The sequence below is a fragment of the Sphaerisporangium sp. B11E5 genome, from assembly GCF_039871875.1.
GTDB lineage: Bacteria > Actinomycetota > Actinomycetes > Streptosporangiales > Streptosporangiaceae > Sphaerisporangium.
Genome location: NZ_JBDPMD010000012.1, coordinates 84,953 through 103,302, shown reverse-complemented (window position 1 = coordinate 103,302; position 18,350 = coordinate 84,953). Strand labels below are relative to the sequence as shown.

The following is an 18,350-nucleotide window of genomic DNA, read 5'->3' as shown; positions in this document are numbered from 1 at the left end:
GCGCCCGTGTCGGTCGGGTCGGCGTGGGGGGGCGGCTTGGAGGTTCAGTTCAGGTCGGAGCAGGACTTGGCGTCGGGGTCCTTGGCTGCTTGGGGGACCCAGCGGATGTTGGCGAAGGACGCGGAGAAGGCGCCTTCTGTGTAGACGAGGAACGGGGTGTTGACGTTCTCCAGGTCCAGGCCCATGAAGCAGGAGATGGGGATCTTGATGGTTTGCTTGACGCCTTGCGGCAGGCCGGTGAACAGGTTGGTGGCGACGACCTCGCTCAGGCAGGGGTAGACGCAGTGGAGGCTGATCACGGTGCGGGCGGCGGGGGGTGAGTGGACGACGGTGTCGAAGACCAGGGCGGCGTCGGCGTTGAGGTAGCCGCGGAGGTCGGTGCCGCCCGCGGTGTCCTGCATGTAGATCTGGCCGGGGCCGGTGCCGGTCCAGGTGGCCTTGAGGCCGTCGGCCTGCACGTTGACGTCCGAGGGGACGACGTTGATCTCGGTGAGGGCGGCGGTGCCGTCGGGGCCGATCTCGGCGCCCCAGTTCTCGGGGGAGCCGAGGAAGCTGCGGTAGGGGGCCTGGTCGGTGCGGTCGAAGACGGGGAGGGGCTCGGTGGCGGTGCCACCGCCGCCGGTCTGGCCGCAGGCGAACTCGGGCGAGGTCTCGTCGAGGGTTCCCACGTTGCCGGTCTGGCCGTAGCGGAGGCCGTAACCGGGGCGGAACAGCGGGTCGTAGTCCGGGTCGCCGGGGTTGAGGGGGGTCTGGCAGGCGCTCTTCGGCCAGGAGTACGACAGGGTGCCGGTGTAGCCGTGGCCGCTGTAGCGGCCGCGGACCAGCAGGTCGGCCACGCCGGCGCCTTCGGTGCCGGGCAGCCAGGCGGCGACGAACGCGTCGGAGCGGTTGAGCTCCTTGTTGACGTACAGGGGACGGCCGCTGACGAGCACCGTGACGACGGGGGCGCCCTTGCCGGCCACCTTGTCCAGCACGGCGAGGTCGGCCGGGTACAGCTTGGCGGCCTCCAGGGTGCGACGGGACAGGTCGCCGACGCCCTCGGCGTACGGGGTCTCGCCGATCACCGCGATGACCGCGTCGTACGCGGACGGGTCGACGCCGTCGGCCGTCTCGCTGAACGTCACGTTGGACGCGCCGAGGGCCTCACGCAGGCCGGCGAGGATGCTCGTGCCCTCCGGGAAGTCGGCGTTGGTGTTGCCGGTGCCCTGCCAGCTCAGCGACCAGCCGCCGGTCTGGTTCGGCAGGCTGTCGGCGCTCTTGCCGACCACCAGCACCTTGGACCGCGGCGACAGCGGCAGCACCTTGCCCTTGTTCTTCAACAGCACCTGCGAGGCGCGCACCGCCGCACGGGCCAGTCGCTTGTCCTCAAGCGCGTCGGCGGAGCCGGCGTACGGCCTGTCGGACGGCTTGCGCGCGTCGAACACGCCGGAACGCAGCTTCACGCGCAGGATGCGGGTCACGGCGTCGTCGATGCGCGACATCGGGATCTCGCCGCTCTCCACCTGCGCGATGGTGTTGGCGATGAACGCCTTCCAGTCGTTCGGCACCATGAAGACGTCGATGCCGGCGTTGACGGCGCGTGCGCAACTGGCGTTGGTGCATCCGGCGACCTGCCCGATGCCGTTCCAGTCGGACACCACGAGCCCGTCGAAGCCCATCTTGCCCTTGAGTATGGTCTTCAGGGCTTTCTCGCTGCCGTGCAGCTTGCCTTCGTCGATGCCGGCCTCGGTGTTGGTCCAGCTGTTGAACGACACCATCACCGACTGCGCGCCGGCGGCGAGCGCGCCGTAGTACCCCTGGCCGTGCATGTTGATCATCTGGGCTTCTGTGGCGGGGTTGACCCCCTGGTCGATGCCCTTGATCGTGCCGCCGTCACCGATGAAGTGCTTGGCGGTCGCGATGACACCCTTGCTGCCGAGGCGGTGGGAGTTGCCGTCCTGCAGGCCGCGGACCGCCTCGTAGCCGTAGGCGCGGATGATGCGGGGGTCCTCGGAGAAGCCTTCGTACGTGCGGCCCCACCGGTCGTCGCGCACGACGGCGAGGGTCGGGGCGAAGGCCCAGTCCTGGCCGGTGGCGCGGATCTGCCGCGCGGTGGCCTCGCCGATGTCGCGGACCAGGCACGGGTCGTGCGCGGCGCCGAGACCGATGTTGTGCGGGAAGATCGTCGCGCCGAACACGTTGTTGTTGCCGTGCACCGCGTCGATGCCCCAGATGACCGGGATCTTGGTGCGGGTGCTGACGGACGCCTGCCAGTAGGCGTCGGCGAGGGCCAGCCAGTCCTGCGGCGAGGCGTGCTTGTCGCGGTTCGGCCAGGAGCCGCCGCCGTTCAGCACCGACCCGATGAAGTACTGCTTGACCTCGTCGGGGGTGATGGAGGTGATCTCGGGCTGGGTCATCTGGCCGACCTTCTCGGCCAGCGTCATCCCGGCGACGATCTTGGCGATGCGCCGCTCGTCCGCGGGGTTCCGCTTGACGGCGCTCTCCACCTTGGGCCAGTCGGCGAGCGTGGGAAGCCTGTTCTCGATGCGGGCGCAGCCGTGGTCCATGGCGGGCTTCCCGATCACCGGCTGCCGCCCGCCCGAGGCGGTGTCGGCGCCGGCGCCCGGCGCCGCGGCGACGCCGCCGGCCAGGAGCGCGGCCCCGGCGAGCGCGGCGGAGAGCTTCCGCCGGGTGCCGGGACGGGCGAAGGGTCTGGTCATGAGGGTCCGTTCTCGGTCAGACGACGATCTCGGCGGGCGGCCTGGGACCGCGATGCGCCGATCTTCGCCGTGTAACGGTGCCGAGTCAAGAGCCTCACTAGAGCGCTCTCTCGGGTGGGAGAGTGCTCGCCAACAGGGGTTTTCCGTCAGAATCCCAGGTCGGGAAACGGTTTTCTCCGCGCCTGCGACGTGAAGGCCGGCCTGCGGGAGGCCCGCCGCCAGAGAGCGTTCTCTGGCGGCGGGCCTCCTCTGGTGGCGGGGCCCCGGTGTCAGAGCTTCCGGCTCTCCGGCGGGCCGAGATAGCTCCAGCGCAGGCCGCCGGTGTCGACGATGATCCGCTGGACGATCACCGTCGGGTCGACCATCCACACCTTCAGCGTGTGCGTGCCGGCGGTGGCGATGGTGTGCGTGGTGGTGGTCACGTTGACGTTGTCGGAGGTGTTGCGCTCCCACTGACGGTTCATCGTGGTGTCGTTGGCACCGGTCGTCGTGGTGACGTTCACGATCTGCGGCGCCTGGTCGTCGATCGAGACGGCGTACCGCAGGCCGTCCGTCGGCAGGACGTTGTTGCGCGGCGACAGCACCGTGGAGATCTTCACCGGGCCGGTGGTGAAGTTGGTCAGCGTGTACTCCAGGTGCGGGCTGTCGCCGCCCGGGGTCACGCTGTCCGCGGTGACCGGGGCCGGCGTCACACCGTCGGTGGACTTGCCGATCTCCGGCAGCACCTTCCAGCCGACGCCGGACCCGCCGACGGCCCTGCTGTAGTGGGCGGCGTCGATGGCGATGTACCCGCCGGCCTCGACGAAGCCCTTGAGGCGGTGCCGCGGCACGTCCGGGTTGTCCACGACGGCGGTGACCACGACGCTCGCGCCGCCCGGCCCGGTGACCGTGACGGGCACCTCGGTCCTGCCCTTCGGCGCCCGCGACCAGTCGACCTTGACGGTGGCGCGCACCTGCTTGGCGACGGTGCCCTGCGACGGCGAGACGGTCACCCACGGCACGGACGGCCGGATGTCGTAGCCGAACGCGGTGGTGCCGCGGTTGAACACCTCGATGTACTGGCTTCCGTAGCTCTGGTACGGGCTGAACGTGGGCAGGACGGCCGGGGTGCCGGCGTCCGGCCACCACTTCTCCGAGCCGTCCACCGCCACGCCCATGTCGGCGCCGTCCGGCACCTCGATGCGCTTCAGGTGCGGGTAGAACGCGTCGGGCAGCGCCACGTGGTTCTGCTCGGGCTGCTGCCAGGGCGCGTTCGGGCCGTAGCGCGCGATGTCGCCGTAGCCGATCTTGGGCTGGAGCTGCCAGCCGTCCCACTTACCGCCGGCCAGCTCGTTGTTGTAGTACGCCGACATGGCCTGGTCCTCGTCGAACCGCGCCTGCGCGAGGTCGGCCAGGTCGTTGGTGGCGGCGCGTCCCTGCTGCGCGTACAGCAGGTTGGTGAACTGCGCCTCCCGCAGCGCGTACAGGTTGGCGGTGGCCTTCACCTGGTAGAAGACGAGCTGGTAGTACGCGTCGTCGTACCCGGCGGGCAGTTGCCCGCGGATCCTCTCCGCCTTGGCGGCCAGGCGCCGCCACTCCTCCACGAACCGCGCCATCTCCCCGTAGTTGGTCAGGCTGATGGGCGAGGCGGCGTCGTCGTAGACGATCGCGCTGGAATCGGTCGCCGGGTTCTTGGCCGGGTCGAGGCTGATCCTGCGGTTGAGCAGCTCGGGCTTGCGGCGGGCCTGCAGCACGCCGTAGTCGTGCAGCACCTCGGCGATGGCCGCGGCCTTGTCGGACGGGAAGCTCTGGGCCGCGTACTCGCGCTCCCAGTCCTCCAGCTTGTGGAGCGGCAGCGCCGCCGGGTCCCAGGCGTAGTCCAGGAAGAACTGGAGGGGCATCTCCTCGTTCTTCATGTCGCCCACGTTGACCATCCACAGGCGGTCGACGCCGTAGGAGTAGGTCATGTTGAGCTGTTCCCAGGTGTTGACCAGGTTGATGGTGTCGACCCACTTGTAGTTGCGGCCGCCGCCGACGTAGTCGAAGTGGTAGTAGATGCCGTAGCCGCCGGCCCGCGCGGGCAGCCGCTTGTCCGGCATCTTGCGCATGTTGCCCCAGTTGTCGTCGCAGAAGACCACGGTGACGTCGTCCGGGGGGCGCAGGCCCTGGTCCCAGTAGCGCTGGACCTCCTTGTAGAGGGTCTGCACCTGCGGGATGCTCTCCAGGGACTCGCCGCTCTCCCGCGCCAGGATCTCGCGCTGGGCGGCCAGGATGTTCTGCATCAGGTCGATGCCGTCGCCGTCGGGCAGGCTGACGTCGCCGTTGCCGCGCATGCCGAGCGTGACGACGCCTTCGAAGTTCTGCTCCTTCATGCGGCGGATGCCGTCGGCCCAGTACTTCTTGATGGCCTCGCCGTTGCGGCGGAAGCTCCACTCGCCGGTGCCGCCGTAGGGGTCGCGGCCGGGCGTGACGATGTTGCCGGCGCTGTCGCGGACCGCGGCCACGGCGTGCCGGTTCCACTCCTCGATGCCGCGCATCATCGGCGCCTCGTGCGAGGTGCCCATGACGACGCCGTACTTGGTGGCGGTCGCGTGGTTCAGCGGGTCGTCCTCGGCGAACGCGCGGCCCCAGACGGCGGGCCACAGGTAGTTGGCCTTGAGGCGCAGCATCACTTCGAAGATCTTGGACCAGAACTTGCTGTTGAAGCCGCCCTCGTAGCCCGGCGCGAGACCGGGGCCGAAGTAGCGCGGCGCCCAGGTGCCCTGCGCGGGGTTCTCGTCGTTGATGAAGAAGCCGCGGTACTTCACCTTCGGGGTGCCCTGGGTGTGCCGGCCGGGCAGCACGTACAGCGAGTCGCGGTGCTTGGCGGGCACGTCGTCCCAGAAGTGCCAGGGCGACACGCCGATCTTCTTGGACACGTCGTAGGCGCCGTAGATGGTGCCGCGCTGGTCGCTGCCCGCGATGACGAGGGCGCGGGCCAGGCCCGGCCGCGGGTTGGCGACGATCGTCTGCAGCGAGGTCTCCCACTTGCCGGCGATGCCGCCGACGTTCAGCTTGCCGGACGACACCAGGCCGTCGATGAGCGGGCTCTTGCCGATGGTGCCGACCAGCACCACCTCGCCGCGGCTCGGGATGGTGGTGGAGACGGCCGGCTTGACCCCGGTGACCTTCTCGATGTCGGTCGCCAGGTCGTCGACGACGCGGACCACCCCCGCGTGGTCGCCGGCGCTGACGACCAGCGTGGCCGCCTTGCCGCCCGCGACGAGCGGGAAGCGGCCGGGCCCGGGCCGGGTGTCGATGTAGGAGGGGGTCTCGGCGTGACCGCCGGTCGCGGCGGCCGGGGTGCCGGCGGCCTGGGCCGAGGGGACGGTCAGGCTGATCCCGGCGGCCAGGACCACCAGGGACAGCAGCACGCCGCCCGTGCGCGCGGGTGCGCGGGAGGGCCGGGCGATGGCGAACCTTCTCATAGGGCGATCTCCGAGGAAGGGGACGGGCCAGGCTGCAGAAAGTTTTGATCACTCATCGAAACGTTTCAGTCGTGATCAAATCACCCGGATGCTAGCCACCGCCCCATGACGGGTCAACGTCGGCGCGTCCCGCACCCGCCCCCCACCGCCGGACGCCGGAAAGCCGCCGGATGACGGGCACGCGCGTCCGTGGTGATTGGAGGCGCGACGGCATGCGGCGGCGGAGATCCACCGGCTCACGACGTTCTTCGCGTGCCGTGATGCGGACTGAAAGTTTCAGTCAGCCCCCCTGTCAAATGCGCATCGGCGTTCCCTGAGGCCCGCAGGAGACGGCGGATGGAGCGCGCCGGGCACGCCGGAGCCCCGCCCGCCGGTGCGGCGGACGGGACTCCGTGGTCCCCGGGTCAGAGGGTGGTGCAGGTCCTCCCGTTCAGGGTGAACAGCGCCGGCAGGACGTTCGGCCCGCTGTAGGAGGCCACGGTGCCCGCGCTCACGGTGGCGCCGGGGGCGAGCGGTCCCGCGCCGGCCGGGGCCTTCACGGTGACCGTGCGGCCCTCCTGGGCCCAGGTGGCGCTCCAGCCGCCGTTGATCTGCTGCCAGTCGGTCGGCCAGGAGAAGGCGAGCGTCCAGTCGCTCAGCGGCTCGGTGCCGGTGTTGGTGACGTCCAGGCCCACGATGTAGCCGTTGCCCCAGTCGTTGTTGTCGGTGAACCGCACCGAGCACGAGCTCTGCGCCGGGCTCCCGGTGGTGAACGTCACCGGCTCCGACGACCAGGACGTGCCGCCGCCCGTGTCCCTGGTGATCACGTTGACGGTGTAGCGGGTGCCGGGACGCAGGTTGCGCACGGTGAAGGACGTGCCGGAGGTCTCCCCCCACTGCTCGCTGACCGCGCCGAACTGGCGGTGCACCTCGTACTTGGCGATCGGCCGGCTCCCCGCGGTGGCGGCGGGCCACGAGATGGTCGCGGTGGTGTCGGTGACGGCGCTCGCCTCCGGCCGTCCCGGCGCGCCCGGCAGTCCCGCCGGGGCCGAGGCCGGGCGCAGCACCACCGTGGTGAGGGAGTACGGCGGCAGCGTCTGCGCGGTGGCCGTGCCGGCCGGCGCGCTGGTCACCCCGGCGGCGCCGTTGGTGAACGAGTGGACCACGGGCGCCCCCGCGGCCGGGGCGAAGCCCGCGTAGTCGAGGGCGACCTCGCGCGAGGCGTCCGGGTCCTTGTTGACCAGAAGGACGGCCACCTCGCCGTCGGCGCGCCGCACCGCGTGCGCGCTGACCAGCGGATCGGTGGCGGCGGCGCGGACGAGCTGGTCGCCGGGGCGGGCGAACACGCTCATCATGTCCAGCGCGTGGTAGGGCGCGAACGGCGTGTTGAACGGCGGCTGGCAGACGTCGCCCGAGCACTGGGCGCTGGACAGCAGGCCCCAGTCGCCGTAGTCGGTGTGGCCGGCGATCTGCGACACGGTGCCCATGCCGTTGTGCACGTTCCACCAGTCCACGGTGAACACGCCGTGCTCAAGCAGCCGCGTGTAGGCCTCGGCGGCGAACAGCGCGCCCGGCTGGGTGTTGGTGCCGACCGTGCTGCTGAGCTCGGTGACGGCGATGCCGATGCGCGAGGAGCCGGCGCCGGCGTACTGGGCGATCTGCCGCTTCAGCAGGTACATCATGTCGTCGATGTGCGCCGTCTTGGTGAGCATGTCGGCGACGCCGGTCTGGCCGGGGTACCAGTGCAGGATCACGAAGTCGATGCTCGGGCCCGCGATGGACAGCACCCTCTGGTTCCAGCTCCCCGGGTCCCCCGCGGCGGTGATGGCGTCGGGCCAGTTGGCCGGCGTGGTGAGCACGGCGCCGATCTTGATGGTGGGGTCCTTGGCCTTCATCGCCTGGGAGTAGGCGACCACGTTGCGCGCGTACTCGTCGGGGCTCTTGTCGGCGTGGTCGTCGGCCTCCCACTGGGAGCCGTAGTGGCCGTTGCCGTAGTTCTCGTTGCCGATCTCCCAGTACTTGACGCCGTATCCCTTGGTGACGTTGGCGTACTCGACCCACTCGGCCGCCTCCTGCGGCGTGCCGGTGCCGTAGTTGGCGATGATGATGGGCTGCGCCCCGGTGCGCCGCGCGCCGCGCATGAAGGTGTCGAAGTCGGTGTCGGGCGCGACGTAGCCGCCGGGGGCGGTGTGGGTCTTCCAGTGGTAGATGTCGGCGTAGGAGCCGCCGGGGTAGCGGACCATCTGCACGCCCGCGTCCTTGAGCAGGTCGGCCACGGGGTCGGAGCCGAGGGTGGTGTCCCAGATCGCGTGGTTGACGCCGATTCCGGTGTCGGGCACGGCGGCGAGGCCGGCACGGGTGTTCACCGTCACCTGTACGGGGTCGGCCGCGGCGACGGCGGGCGTGGCGGCGTGCACGAGGGTGCCCGCCGCGAGCAGCGCCCCGCCCATCAGGACGCGGCGGAGCCGGGGAAATCTCATGGTCGTCCAATCCGGGGGCGGCCCGCCTACGGAGGGTGCGGGCCGGGGGGTGTCAGGCGGATCGGCCAGAACGTACGAGCGGGTTGGAACGGTGTCAACGAGACCCCGCTTCCCCCCAGGTCGGCACTGAAAGTTACATTGAACGCTCACAACGACCGCTCTGAGCGGGCTTCTCGCGCCGATCTTGAGGGTGCGCGGGACAGGAGGCACAATCGTGGCCAGGGAGCGGAGCCCACGGGAATACGGAGGGGCGGCGCGACGCTTAGGTGGTTGAAATTTCAATCGAACCCCTCAGAGGATGAGCGCGATGCAGTTCGGAATCTTCACCGTGGGCGACGTCACCGCCGACCCCACCAACGGCACGACGCCGTCCGAGCACGAGCGGATCAAGGCGATGGTCGCCATCGCGCTGAAGGCCGAAGAGGTCGGGCTGGACGTCTTCGCGACCGGCGAGCACCACAACCCGCCGTTCGTGCCGTCCTCCCCCACCACCATGCTCGGGTACGTCGCCGCGCGCACCGAGCGGCTGATCCTGTCCACCGCGACCACGCTGATCACCACCAACGACCCGGTGAAGATCGCCGAGGACTTCGCGATGCTCCAGCACCTCGCGGACGGCCGGGTGGACCTGATGCTCGGCCGCGGCAACACCGGGCCGGTGTACCCGTGGTTCGGGCAGGACATCCGCAACGGCATCCACCTGGCCATCGAGAACTACGCGCTGCTGCACCGGTTGTGGCGCGAGGACGTCGTGGACTGGCAGGGGCGTTTCCGCACCCCGCTGCAGGGCTTCACCTCGACGCCGCGGCCGCTGGACGGGGTGGCGCCGTTCGTGTGGCACGGCTCCATCCGCAGCCCGGAGATCGCCGAGCAGGCCGCGTACTACGGCGACGGGTTCTTCGCCAACAACATCTTCTGGCCCAAGGAACACTTCATGCAGCTCATCGGGCTGTACCGGGAGCGGTACGCGCACTACGGGCACGGCACGCCGGAGCAGGCGTACGTCGGGCTCGGCGGGCAGGTGTTCATGCGCAAGAACTCCCAGGACGCGGTGCGCGAGTTCCGGCCGTACTTCGACAACGCGCCGGTGTACGGGCACGGGCCGTCGCTGGAGGAGTTCACCGAGCAGACGCCGCTGACGGTGGGCAGCCCGCAGCAGGTCATCGAGAAGACACTGGCCTTCCGCGAGTACTTCGGTGACTACCAGCGGCAGCTCTTCCTCATGGACCACGCCGGGCTTCCCCTGAAGACGGTGCTGGAGCAGCTCGACATCCTCGGCGAGGAGGTCGTCCCAGTGCTGCGCAAGGAGTTCGCCGCCCTGCGGCCGGCGGGGGTGCCGGAGGGGCCCACCCACGCCGGCCTGGTCGCCCGGCGGGACGCGGGCGCCGAGCCGGTGCCGGGCGGGGTCCCGGCCACGACCTGACCCTTTTCCTGCGAGATCGGCCTTGGAGAGAAACCGTGAACAGACCTCTGCGACTGGTGGCCGTCTCGGCCGGGCTCAGTGTGCCGTCCTCCACGCGGCTGCTAACGGACCGGCTGGTTGAGGCGGCGCGACTGGCCCTGGGGGAAGACCGTGAGGTGGAGGTGCGCGTGGTGGAGCTGCGCGACCTCGCGGTGGAGATCGCGAACAACCTGGTCACCGGGTTCCCCGGGCCTGCTCTGCGGTCGGCCGTTGAGGCCGTGACCGGCTCGGACGGCCTGATCGCCGTCACGCCGATCTTCAGTGCCTCGTACAGCGGGTTGTTCAAGTCGTTCTTCGACGTGATCGACAACACCGCTCTGACCGGCAAGCCGGTGCTCGTCGCCGCGACCGGTGGCTCTGCACGCCACTCTCTGGCGCTGGAGCACGCGATGCGTCCTCTCTTCTCCTATCTGCGGGCCGTGGTGGTTCCCACCGCCGTCTACGCGGCCTCCGACGACTGGGGCAACACGGGCGACGACGCCCTGTCCGTGCGCATCGCCCGCGCCGCCGGTGAGCTCGCCGCCCTGGTCCTGCACCGGCCCGCCCCCGTCGCCGCCCCGGTGGACGAGGTGATCCCCTTCGCGCAGCAACTCGCCGCCCTGCGCCCCTGACCGGCGTGCCACCGTACGAAGGCGCCGGATTCGCCGCACCACGTCCCACCGCGTCGGCGCCGGAAAGCGCAGCCCCGAGGCGGCCGCCCTCCGACGGCGGCCCCTCCCGGACGCGCGCCGACGCGCCCTAGGGAAGGGCGCCGGCCGTCCTCGTGGGTCATGGGTAGGGCGCCGGCCGTCCTCGTGGTCAGTGGAGGAGGCGGTGGGCGGTGGTGGCCAGGAGTAGGGCGGTGTGGACGGTGGGGTCGGTGACCGGGTGGCCGAGGAGGGTCTCTATGCGGTGAAGGCGTTGGTAGAAGGATTGGCGGCCCAGGTGGAGGGCGGCGGCGGTGCGGGTGGGGCTGCAGCCGTGGAGGAGGAAGGTCTCCAGGGTCGTCACCAGGTCGGTGCGGTGGGTGCGGTCCCAGTCGACCAGCGGGGTGATGGCGCGGCGGACCAGGTCCGCGGCGTGGGAGGGGTCGAAGTGGCGGGTCAGTTCCAGGTCCAGGGCCAGGGCCCGGGTGGTGACCACGGACGTGGTGCGGCGCAGGCCCAGCGCGGCGCGGGCGTCGCGGAGAGAAGGGCCGAGGTCGGTGAGGTCGGCGGCGGGAGGGCCTACGGCGAGGTGGAGCTGGGTGGCGCTGAGGCGGCGCAGGGCCTCTTCCAGGGCTTGCGCGGCGGCGCCCACCGTGTCGGTCAGGGAACGGGGGACGGCGAGGGCGCCGAGCACCAGGCGTGAGACACGGCCGCGGATCGCGGAGGTGTGCAGGATGTGCGCGGCGCGGTCGACGGCGGCCAGCGCCGCCGCGGACTCCACCGCCTCGGCGGCCACACCGACCAGCACGTGGTCGGGGGGCGGCTGGAACCCCGCCATCATGGCCCGCACCGCCGCGTCCGCCTCGGCGGTGCCCTCGATGAGGTCGCGCAGCAGCGCGGACACCTGCCGGTCCCGCTCGCTCGGCGGGCTCCCGGTGCGCAGCATCGCCAGGGCCAGCGCGACGGCCGTCCGCTCCAGGGCGATCATCAGGTCCTCGCCGGGCAGCGCCGACCCGGGTCCCGCCACCAGCCGCCCCCAGGGCCGCCCGTGCAGGGTGACCGGCGTCTCGCACCCGGCGTGCTCCACGGCGCGCCACGCCTCCCGGTCCCCCGCCACGCCGTGCGCGGCGACCAGCGCCCCGCTCGCCGCCACCAGCATCAGCGGCGCCCCGATCACCTCGCCACCGGTGGCGAGCACCCCGGCCACCCCGGCCCCCGCGATGAGCGTCTCGTTGAGCGCCCGGGTGGCCCGGTCCCCGAGGCGCAGCCGCCGGCCGGCGTAGTCGACGATCAGCGTGTTGACGTGCTCGGTGATCCGGATGAACGGCACCACCGCGTGCAGCGCGACGAACGGCAGTTCCTGCCGCCGCGCCTCCTCCACCAGCTCGCGCGGCGTCTCGGGGAACGTGCGGCCGAGTTCGAGCGCCACCCCCGCCACCCCGCGCTGCGCGATCTCCCGCAGGTAGTGCCGCCGGGCACCCGCGTCGGTGCCCGCGAGCCCGAGCCCGGTGGTGAGCAGCAGCTCGCCCCCGGTGAGCAGCGGCCCGATCTCGTAGATCTCGCTGGAGTGCACCCAGCGCACCACGCGGTCCAGCGACGCCTCCCCCGCGAGGACGCGCGGCCGGGCCTCGCGCAGCACGTCGAAGGCCAGCAGTTCGCGAAGTGTGAGCGGCATACCTACCCGCTTTTACGGATTGTCCAGTGAAGGTAGCCATACTACGGACGATCTGTCCGTTCTCGCCGGGCGCCTCCCGGGGGATAGTTGCCCCATGACCAGCGAACTCGCCGACCCCGCCGCGATGCTCGCCGTCGCGCTGGAGGAGGCCAGGAAGGGGCTCGCCGAGGGCGGCATCCCCATCGGCGCGGCCCTGTTCGGCCCGGACGGGCGCCTGCTCGGCCGGGGACGCAACCGCCGTGTCCAGGACGGCGACCCCTCCGTGCACGGGGAGACCGCGGCGTTCAGGAACGCCGGGCGCCAGCGGACGTACCGGGGCACCACCATGGTGACCACCCTGTCCCCGTGCTGGTACTGCAGCGGGCTGATCCGCCAGTTCGGCATCACCGGCCTCGTCGTCGGCGAGAGCCGCACCTTCACCGGGCAGCACGAGTGGCTCGCGGAGAACGGCGTGTCCGTCACGGTGCTGGACTCCCCCGAATGCGTCGAGCTGATGACCGCGTTCATCGCCGCCAACCCGGCGCTGTGGAACGAGGACATCGGAGAGGACTCATGACCCCATGAAGACGGTCCCGATCATCGATCTGACCCCGTGGTTCCAGGGCGGCGCCGCCGATCGCGCCGAGGTGGCGAGCCGGGTCGACCAGGCGCTGCGTGAGATCGGCTTCCTGCTCGTCACCGGCCACGGGGTGCCGCCCGAGCTTCGCGCCGGGGTGCGGGCCGCCGCCAAGCGGTTCTTCGCGCTCCCCGAGGAGGTGAAGCGGCGCTACGCCGTCACCGTCGGGGGCCGCGGCTGGCTGCCGCCCGGTGTGGAGGCCAACGGGTACGCCGAGGGCACCCCCACCCCGCCGGACCTGAAGGAGACGTTCGCGGTGGGCGCCGACGACCCGATCGGCGACCCGGTGATCGACACCGAATGGTTCCTGCGGAACGTGTGGCCGCCGGAGGTGCCCGAGCTGCAGAGCCTGGTCACCGAGCACCTGGCCCGCATGCGCGCCCTGGCCGACGAGCTGCTGGTCGTCTGCGCGACGGCACTCGGCCTGCCGGGCGACTTCTTCACCTCGCGGGCCGGCCACCCGTCGTACACGATGAACATCAACAGGTACCCGCCGCTGTCGCAGGTCGGCCCGCCCGAGCCCGGCCAGTTCCGCATCGGCCCGCACACCGACTTCGGCACGGTGACCGTGCTCGACCGGCAGCAGGGCGTCGGCGGCCTGCAGGTGTTCACCCTGGACGGCGAGTGGATCGACGCGCCGTACGCCGAGGACTCCTTCACCATCAACATCGGCGACCTGCTGGCCCGCTGGACCGGCGAACGCTGGCGGTCCACGCGGCACCGGGTGCTGCCACCCGACCCGAGCGCCCCGGACGAGGAACTGGTGTCCCTCATCTACTTCTACGAGTGCGACCCCCTGGCGGAGGTGGAGTCCCTGGGGCCGCCGATCGGCACGGTCGCGCATCCGCCGGTCATCGCGCACGAATACCTCATGGAGAAACTGAAGGCGATCACGGTATGACGGTTCTGGAACCCCCCGGCGTCGCGGTACGCGAAGGCGACTACGGCGCGAAGGTCACCGCGGTGGAACCCGGCGGTGTCGAGTTCATCCCCCTGGCCGACCGGCACGGCACGCCGCGGCAACTGCTGTGGACGTGGATGTCCCCCAACCTCGAGTTCGCGACCATCTTCCTCGGCGTGCTGTCGGTGGCCGCGTTCGGGCTGAGCTTCTGGCAGGCCGTGCTGGCGGTCACCGTGGGCACCGGGCTCGGCGCGTTGTCGCACGGAGTGCTGTCGGCGCGCGGCCCGGCGGCCGGGGTGCCGCAGATGGTGCTCGGGCGGCTGCCGTTCGGGTACTGGGGCAACCTGCTGCCCGCGGCGTTCAACACGGTGGCGGCCGGCATCGGCTGGTTCGCGGTGAACAGCGTCAGCGGGGCGCTGGCGCTCAACACGCTGACCGGGCTGCCGGCGTGGCTGTGCCTGGTGGTCGTGGTCACGGCGATGGTGGTGCTCGGCTTCTTCGGGCACAACCTGGTGCAGGCGTTCGAACGGTACGCCTTCCCCGTGCTCGCCGTGATCTTCCTGGTCGCGTCGGCGGTCATCCTGACCAAGGCGGACCCGGGGTTCGCGGGCAGCGGCGGCGGGATCGGCGGGTTCCTGCTCACCGTCGGCGCCACCTTCGGGTACGCCGCCGGCTGGAACCCCTACGCCGCCGACTACACCCGCTACCTGCCGCCGGACTCCGGCAAGCGGGCCGTGGGGCTCGCGGCCGGGCTCGGCGTGTTCGTCCCGTGCGTGCTGCTGGAGGTGGTGGGCGCGGCGTCGGTCACCATCGGCGGCGACGCGCTCGGGCAGCCCACCACCGCCTTCACCTCCCACATGCCCGGCCTGATCGCCGGCCTGACCCTGCTGGCCATCGCGCTCGGCGCCGTCTCGGCGAACGCGCTGAACGTCTACTCCGGCGCGATGTCCCTGCTCACGATGGGCGTGCGCCTCCCGCTCACGATGCGCCGGGCGATCACCGCCGTCGCGTGCGGCGTCGTCGGCTTCGTCGTGGCCCTCACCGGGCTCGAGGACGCGGGCCACAAGTACGAGTCGTTCCTGCTCGTCATCTCGTACTGGATCGGCCCGTGGCTGGCCGTCGTGCTGGCCGACCACTACCTGCGCCGCGGCGAGGTCCCCCTGGCCCGCCTGTACGACCGGTCGCACCGCAGCCCGGCGGGGCCGATCGCCATGGCGGCCGGCGTCGTGCTGTCGGTCTGGCTGTTCTGCAACCAGGAGCTGTACGTGGGCCTGGTCCCGAGCCGGTTCCCCGAGGTGGGCGACATCACGTTCGAGGCCGGCTTCCTCATCGCGGGCGCCGTCTACGTCGCACTGAAACCCCTGCGCCACCGCCCCGCCGTGACCCAGTGACCGGTGACGGCGAGGGCCACGGAGAGGGGGACGGTGCCCGCCCCGAGGCCGACCTCCGTGAGGAGGTCGAAGACCTCGGGGCGGCGGGCGGCGGTGGTGACGGCGGCGTCGAGGAAGGACGGGGAGCGGGCGGCGAAGGCGAGGGCGTCGGTGGTGCGGAGGTGGCGGCCCAGGGCGGCGCGCAGGGCGCGGCGGTAGGCGGGGAGCGGGGTGCCGGGGGTCTGGAGGGCGGCTTCGGCGGCCAGGCGGCCGGAGAGGACGGCGTAGTAGATGCCCTCGCCGGTGAGGGGGTTGATCAGGCCGGCGGCGTCGCCGGCGAGCAGCACACGGCCGGCGCCGGGGATGGGGCGGCCGGTGGACAGCGGCAGGTGGTGGGCACGCAGGTCGCGGGCGGGCAGGCCGGGCAGCAGGTCGGCGAGGCGGCCGTGCAGGACGTCGCGGCCGGGGCGGCCGGTGGCGCGGAGGTTCGGCAGCAGCATGCCGTAGCCGACGTTGGCCGTGCCGTCGCCGACCGGGAACGACCAGGCGTACGCGGGCCAGCCCTCGCGCTGCATGGCGATGAACTGCGTCTCGTCGCCGGCGGGCACGTCGGCGTAGCCGCGCACCGCGATGGCGACGTGCCGGGCGGCGGCGGGCGGGACGCCGATGAGCCGCCGCATCACCGAGTTCGCGCCGTCGGCGGCGACCACGGCCCTGGCGGGCACGGTGCCGTCCAGCACGACGTGGCCGCCGCGCGTCTCAAGGGCCCGCACCCGGTGGCGGCGCACCTCGACCCCGCGGTCCCGGGCCGCCTCGACCAGGCGGGCGTCGAACACCTTGCGCGGGACCACGTGGTTCGGCCGGGCGACCGTCGCCTCCACCCGGGCGCCGCCCGGCGAGACCACCGCCAGCCGCCGCACGGGACGGTAGTCGTCCAGCACGTCCGGCAGGCCGAGCAGCGCCAGCTCGTCGCGCGCGTGCGCGGCGATGCCGTCCCCGCACGCCTTGTCCCGCGGGAAGTCGTCCTTGTCCAGCAGCAGCACCCGCGCCCCGGGGCGCAGTTGCGCGGCACGCAGCGCCGCCGCCGACCCGGCCGGGCCGCCGCCCACCACGACCAGATCCCACATGTCCTCCACGCCGATCACCCTGCCACAACGCCCGCTCACCGGCCGGTCAGGCGCTCCAGCTCGGCCAGCTGGGCGGTGCGCGACCGTTCGACGGCACCGGCGAGCGCCCTCGCCTCGGGGTGGGTTCCCGAAGCCTGCTCGCCTCGGGCGACGTGGGCCGCCTGGGCCAGGTTCTCCCGCATGGTGCGGGTGTACAGGCGGCCGAAGACGTCGCCCGAGGCGCGTTCGATGACCTTGAACTCACCGGGGGTCGCCATGCCCGGCATGTCATGACCCTGGTGCGGGTCGGTGTACGGCATGCCGGACATCAGCAGCAACCGGCGCAGGTGGACCAGCTCGGCCTTCTGGCCGTCGCCGATCCGCCCGGCCAGCCGCCGCATCGCGGGGTCGGCGGCCCGGTCCCCGGCCAGCCCCGCGAGGCGCAGGGCCTGCTCGGTCATGGGGATCATCAGCTCCACCCACGCGATGTCGGTGGGGCCGAAACCCGCGCGCGGCGTCACCGCCACCGCCACGGGTGCCCCCGTGGGGGCCACGGACCCGGCGGGCGGGCCGGGGCGGGCGCAGCCGCCCGTGACGAGGGTGCCGATCAGGATGGCGGTGACGACGCGGCGGGTTCTCATGGGATCAGGGACGCCCGTCCGCGCCGCACTTGATCTTGGGACGGATGCAGTCGACCACGCGGCGCAACATCTCCGCCTCGGGCCAGGCGTTGAAGAAGTCGCCGTGCATCGTGTACCCCGGCCCGGACGCCAGCCTGAACGCCGCCGGGTTGCCGTTCACCGGGTACCTCAGCACCTGGCGCAGCTTCGGCACGGGCACCGGGTGGGTGCTCGGGCAGTCGCCGTTCACGGGGAAGGCCATGTGGCTCTTGTGGTCGGCGGAGTCCAGGTCGCGGCCGTTCCAGCACTGCGGGAAGTCGAGGTACGACTCCATCTGCGTGCCGGCCGGGCAGGTGACGAAGTCCTTCGACGGCGGCACCTGACCCGCGTGGAGACACGACCAGCGGGCCGTGGACGTCGGGTCGTTCACCCCGGTGGCCTTGGCGTTGCCCGCGATGATCCGCAGGCCGAGCGGCAGCGGCTGGATGCGCTCGCGCACGTCGTCGCGCACCCCCTCACCGAGGTAGTAGAAGGTGACGATGGACGGCTCCACCGGGGTGGTTCCGTTGTACAGGGTGGGCGTCCAGTACGACGACAGGTCGGTGGACGGGTTGCAGTTGCTGCGGCCGGCCAGCAGCGACTGCACCGTGCTGTTGGCGTTGGTCGTGGTGTTGCCGAAGAAGCTGTGCATGTGGGACGCGCCGGCCAGGCCGGGGAAGATGATCGGGTCGTCCGGCAGCCGGTGGCTGAAGGGGCAGTCGGCCAGGAACTCGGCCACCCGCACGGCACCCGGCGGGATCGTCGGCGACGGGCTGGCCGTGCCGCCAGGGCCGTACACCTGGAACTCCCACAGCGAGGCGCCCCACTGGGTGGCGCGGCGGGTGGTGTACAACCGCACGTACCGGCCGTTGCCGGAGACGTTCAGGGTCTGCACGCCTCCGGTGGCCCCGGTGGTGGTGTTGATCGTCGTCCAGGTGCCGCCGTCGTTGGACGTCTGGATCTGGAAGTCGGTGGCGTAGGCGCCCTCCCAGCGCAGCACGACCTGGCTGATCGCGCTGGCGGCGCCGAGGTCCACCCGCAGCCACTGCGGGTCGCTGAAGGTGCTCGACCAGCGGGTGCCGGTGTTGCCGTCCACCGCCGCGCTCGCCGGGGTGGCGGCGCTCTCGGCGGAGGAGGCGGTGACCGGCCTGCCCTGGGACAGCAGGGTGTCGGCCGACGCGGCGGGCGCGACGACCAGAGCGGTGCCGAGCAGCGCGACGAGCGCGGCGAACAGCGTGAACAGACGCGGCTTCGTACGGGGCGGGGGTAGTGCCCGAGGCATCGAACGCACTCCTTAGGGGTGGGGGGTGCGGGGCCCGGCACGACGCCAG

General features: G+C 71.9%; 12 protein-coding genes. 5 read left to right on the top strand and 7 right to left on the bottom strand.

From position 1 onward, the window contains the following. Positions 1 to 44 precede the first annotated feature (44 nt). The 3 genes from ABGB17_RS14585 to ABGB17_RS14575 all read right to left on the bottom strand — a co-directional run bounded on the left by ABGB17_RS14585 (position 45) and on the right by ABGB17_RS14575 (position 8,604). The gene (locus tag ABGB17_RS14585; protein WP_347629532.1) at positions 45 to 2,699 is read right to left on the bottom strand and encodes an exo 1,3/1,4-beta-D-glucan glucohydrolase; all 2,655 of its coding nucleotides are present in this window, start codon (positions 2,697 to 2,699) and stop codon (positions 45 to 47) included. A gap of 269 nt (positions 2,700 to 2,968) precedes the next feature. Then, a complete protein-coding gene (locus ABGB17_RS14580; RefSeq protein WP_347629530.1) occupies positions 2,969 to 6,145 on the bottom strand; it encodes a glycosyl hydrolase 115 family protein in 3,177 nt (1,058 codons plus the stop codon). A gap of 404 nt (positions 6,146 to 6,549) precedes the next feature. Beyond that, positions 6,550 to 8,604 (bottom strand): cellulose binding domain-containing protein, encoded by a 2,055-nt coding sequence (locus tag ABGB17_RS14575; protein ID WP_347629528.1) that lies wholly within the window; start codon positions 8,602 to 8,604, stop codon positions 6,550 to 6,552. Positions 8,605 to 8,911: 307 nt separating this feature from the next. On the opposite strand from ABGB17_RS14575, the gene ABGB17_RS14570 reads away from it, so the two are divergent. Together ABGB17_RS14570 and ABGB17_RS14565 are read left to right on the top strand one after the other, a co-directional pair. Continuing rightward, positions 8,912 to 10,027, top strand: coding sequence for an LLM class flavin-dependent oxidoreductase (locus ABGB17_RS14570; RefSeq protein ID WP_347629526.1), 1,116 nt, complete (start codon positions 8,912 to 8,914; stop codon positions 10,025 to 10,027). Positions 10,028 to 10,062: 35 nt separating this feature from the next. After that, positions 10,063 to 10,677, top strand: coding sequence for an FMN reductase (locus ABGB17_RS14565; protein ID WP_347629524.1), 615 nt, complete (start codon positions 10,063 to 10,065; stop codon positions 10,675 to 10,677). Between the two features lie 187 nt (positions 10,678 to 10,864). Here ABGB17_RS14565 and ABGB17_RS14560 read toward each other — a convergent pair whose 3' ends face one another. Continuing rightward, a complete protein-coding gene (locus ABGB17_RS14560; RefSeq protein WP_347629522.1) occupies positions 10,865 to 12,367 on the bottom strand; it encodes a PucR family transcriptional regulator in 1,503 nt (500 codons plus the stop codon). Between the two features lie 94 nt (positions 12,368 to 12,461). Between ABGB17_RS14560 and ABGB17_RS14555 the strand changes: the two genes are divergently transcribed. The 3 genes from ABGB17_RS14555 to ABGB17_RS14545 are packed head-to-tail and all read left to right on the top strand — an operon-like array spanning position 12,462 to position 15,275. Then, positions 12,462 to 12,923 (top strand): nucleoside deaminase, encoded by a 462-nt coding sequence (locus ABGB17_RS14555; protein WP_347629520.1) that lies wholly within the window; start codon positions 12,462 to 12,464, stop codon positions 12,921 to 12,923. A 4-nt stretch (positions 12,924 to 12,927) separates the two neighbouring features. Next, the gene (locus ABGB17_RS14550) at positions 12,928 to 13,884 is read left to right on the top strand and encodes a 2-oxoglutarate and iron-dependent oxygenase domain-containing protein (RefSeq protein ID WP_347629518.1); all 957 of its coding nucleotides are present in this window, start codon (positions 12,928 to 12,930) and stop codon (positions 13,882 to 13,884) included. After that, complete coding sequence (locus ABGB17_RS14545; protein WP_347629516.1) at positions 13,881 to 15,275, top strand: cytosine permease; 1,395 nt, start codon at positions 13,881 to 13,883, stop codon at positions 15,273 to 15,275. The genes ABGB17_RS14550 and ABGB17_RS14545 overlap by 4 nt, the downstream gene beginning before the upstream one ends. Here the strand turns inward: ABGB17_RS14545 and ABGB17_RS14540 are convergent. The 3 genes from ABGB17_RS14540 to ABGB17_RS14530 are packed head-to-tail and all read right to left on the bottom strand — an operon-like array spanning position 15,227 to position 18,301. Continuing rightward, entirely contained in the window at positions 15,227 to 16,381 is a 1,155-nt protein-coding gene (locus ABGB17_RS14540) for an NAD(P)/FAD-dependent oxidoreductase (protein ID WP_347629668.1), read from the bottom strand. The two genes, ABGB17_RS14545 and ABGB17_RS14540, sit on opposite strands and share 49 nt — an antisense overlap. Before the next feature lie 35 nt (positions 16,382 to 16,416). Beyond that, the gene (locus ABGB17_RS14535; protein ID WP_347629514.1) at positions 16,417 to 17,001 is read right to left on the bottom strand and encodes a DUF305 domain-containing protein; all 585 of its coding nucleotides are present in this window, start codon (positions 16,999 to 17,001) and stop codon (positions 16,417 to 16,419) included. Positions 17,002 to 17,005: 4 nt separating this feature from the next. Then, the gene (locus tag ABGB17_RS14530; RefSeq protein WP_347629512.1) at positions 17,006 to 18,301 is read right to left on the bottom strand and encodes a DUF1996 domain-containing protein; all 1,296 of its coding nucleotides are present in this window, start codon (positions 18,299 to 18,301) and stop codon (positions 17,006 to 17,008) included. Positions 18,302 to 18,350: the final 49 nt, after the last annotated feature.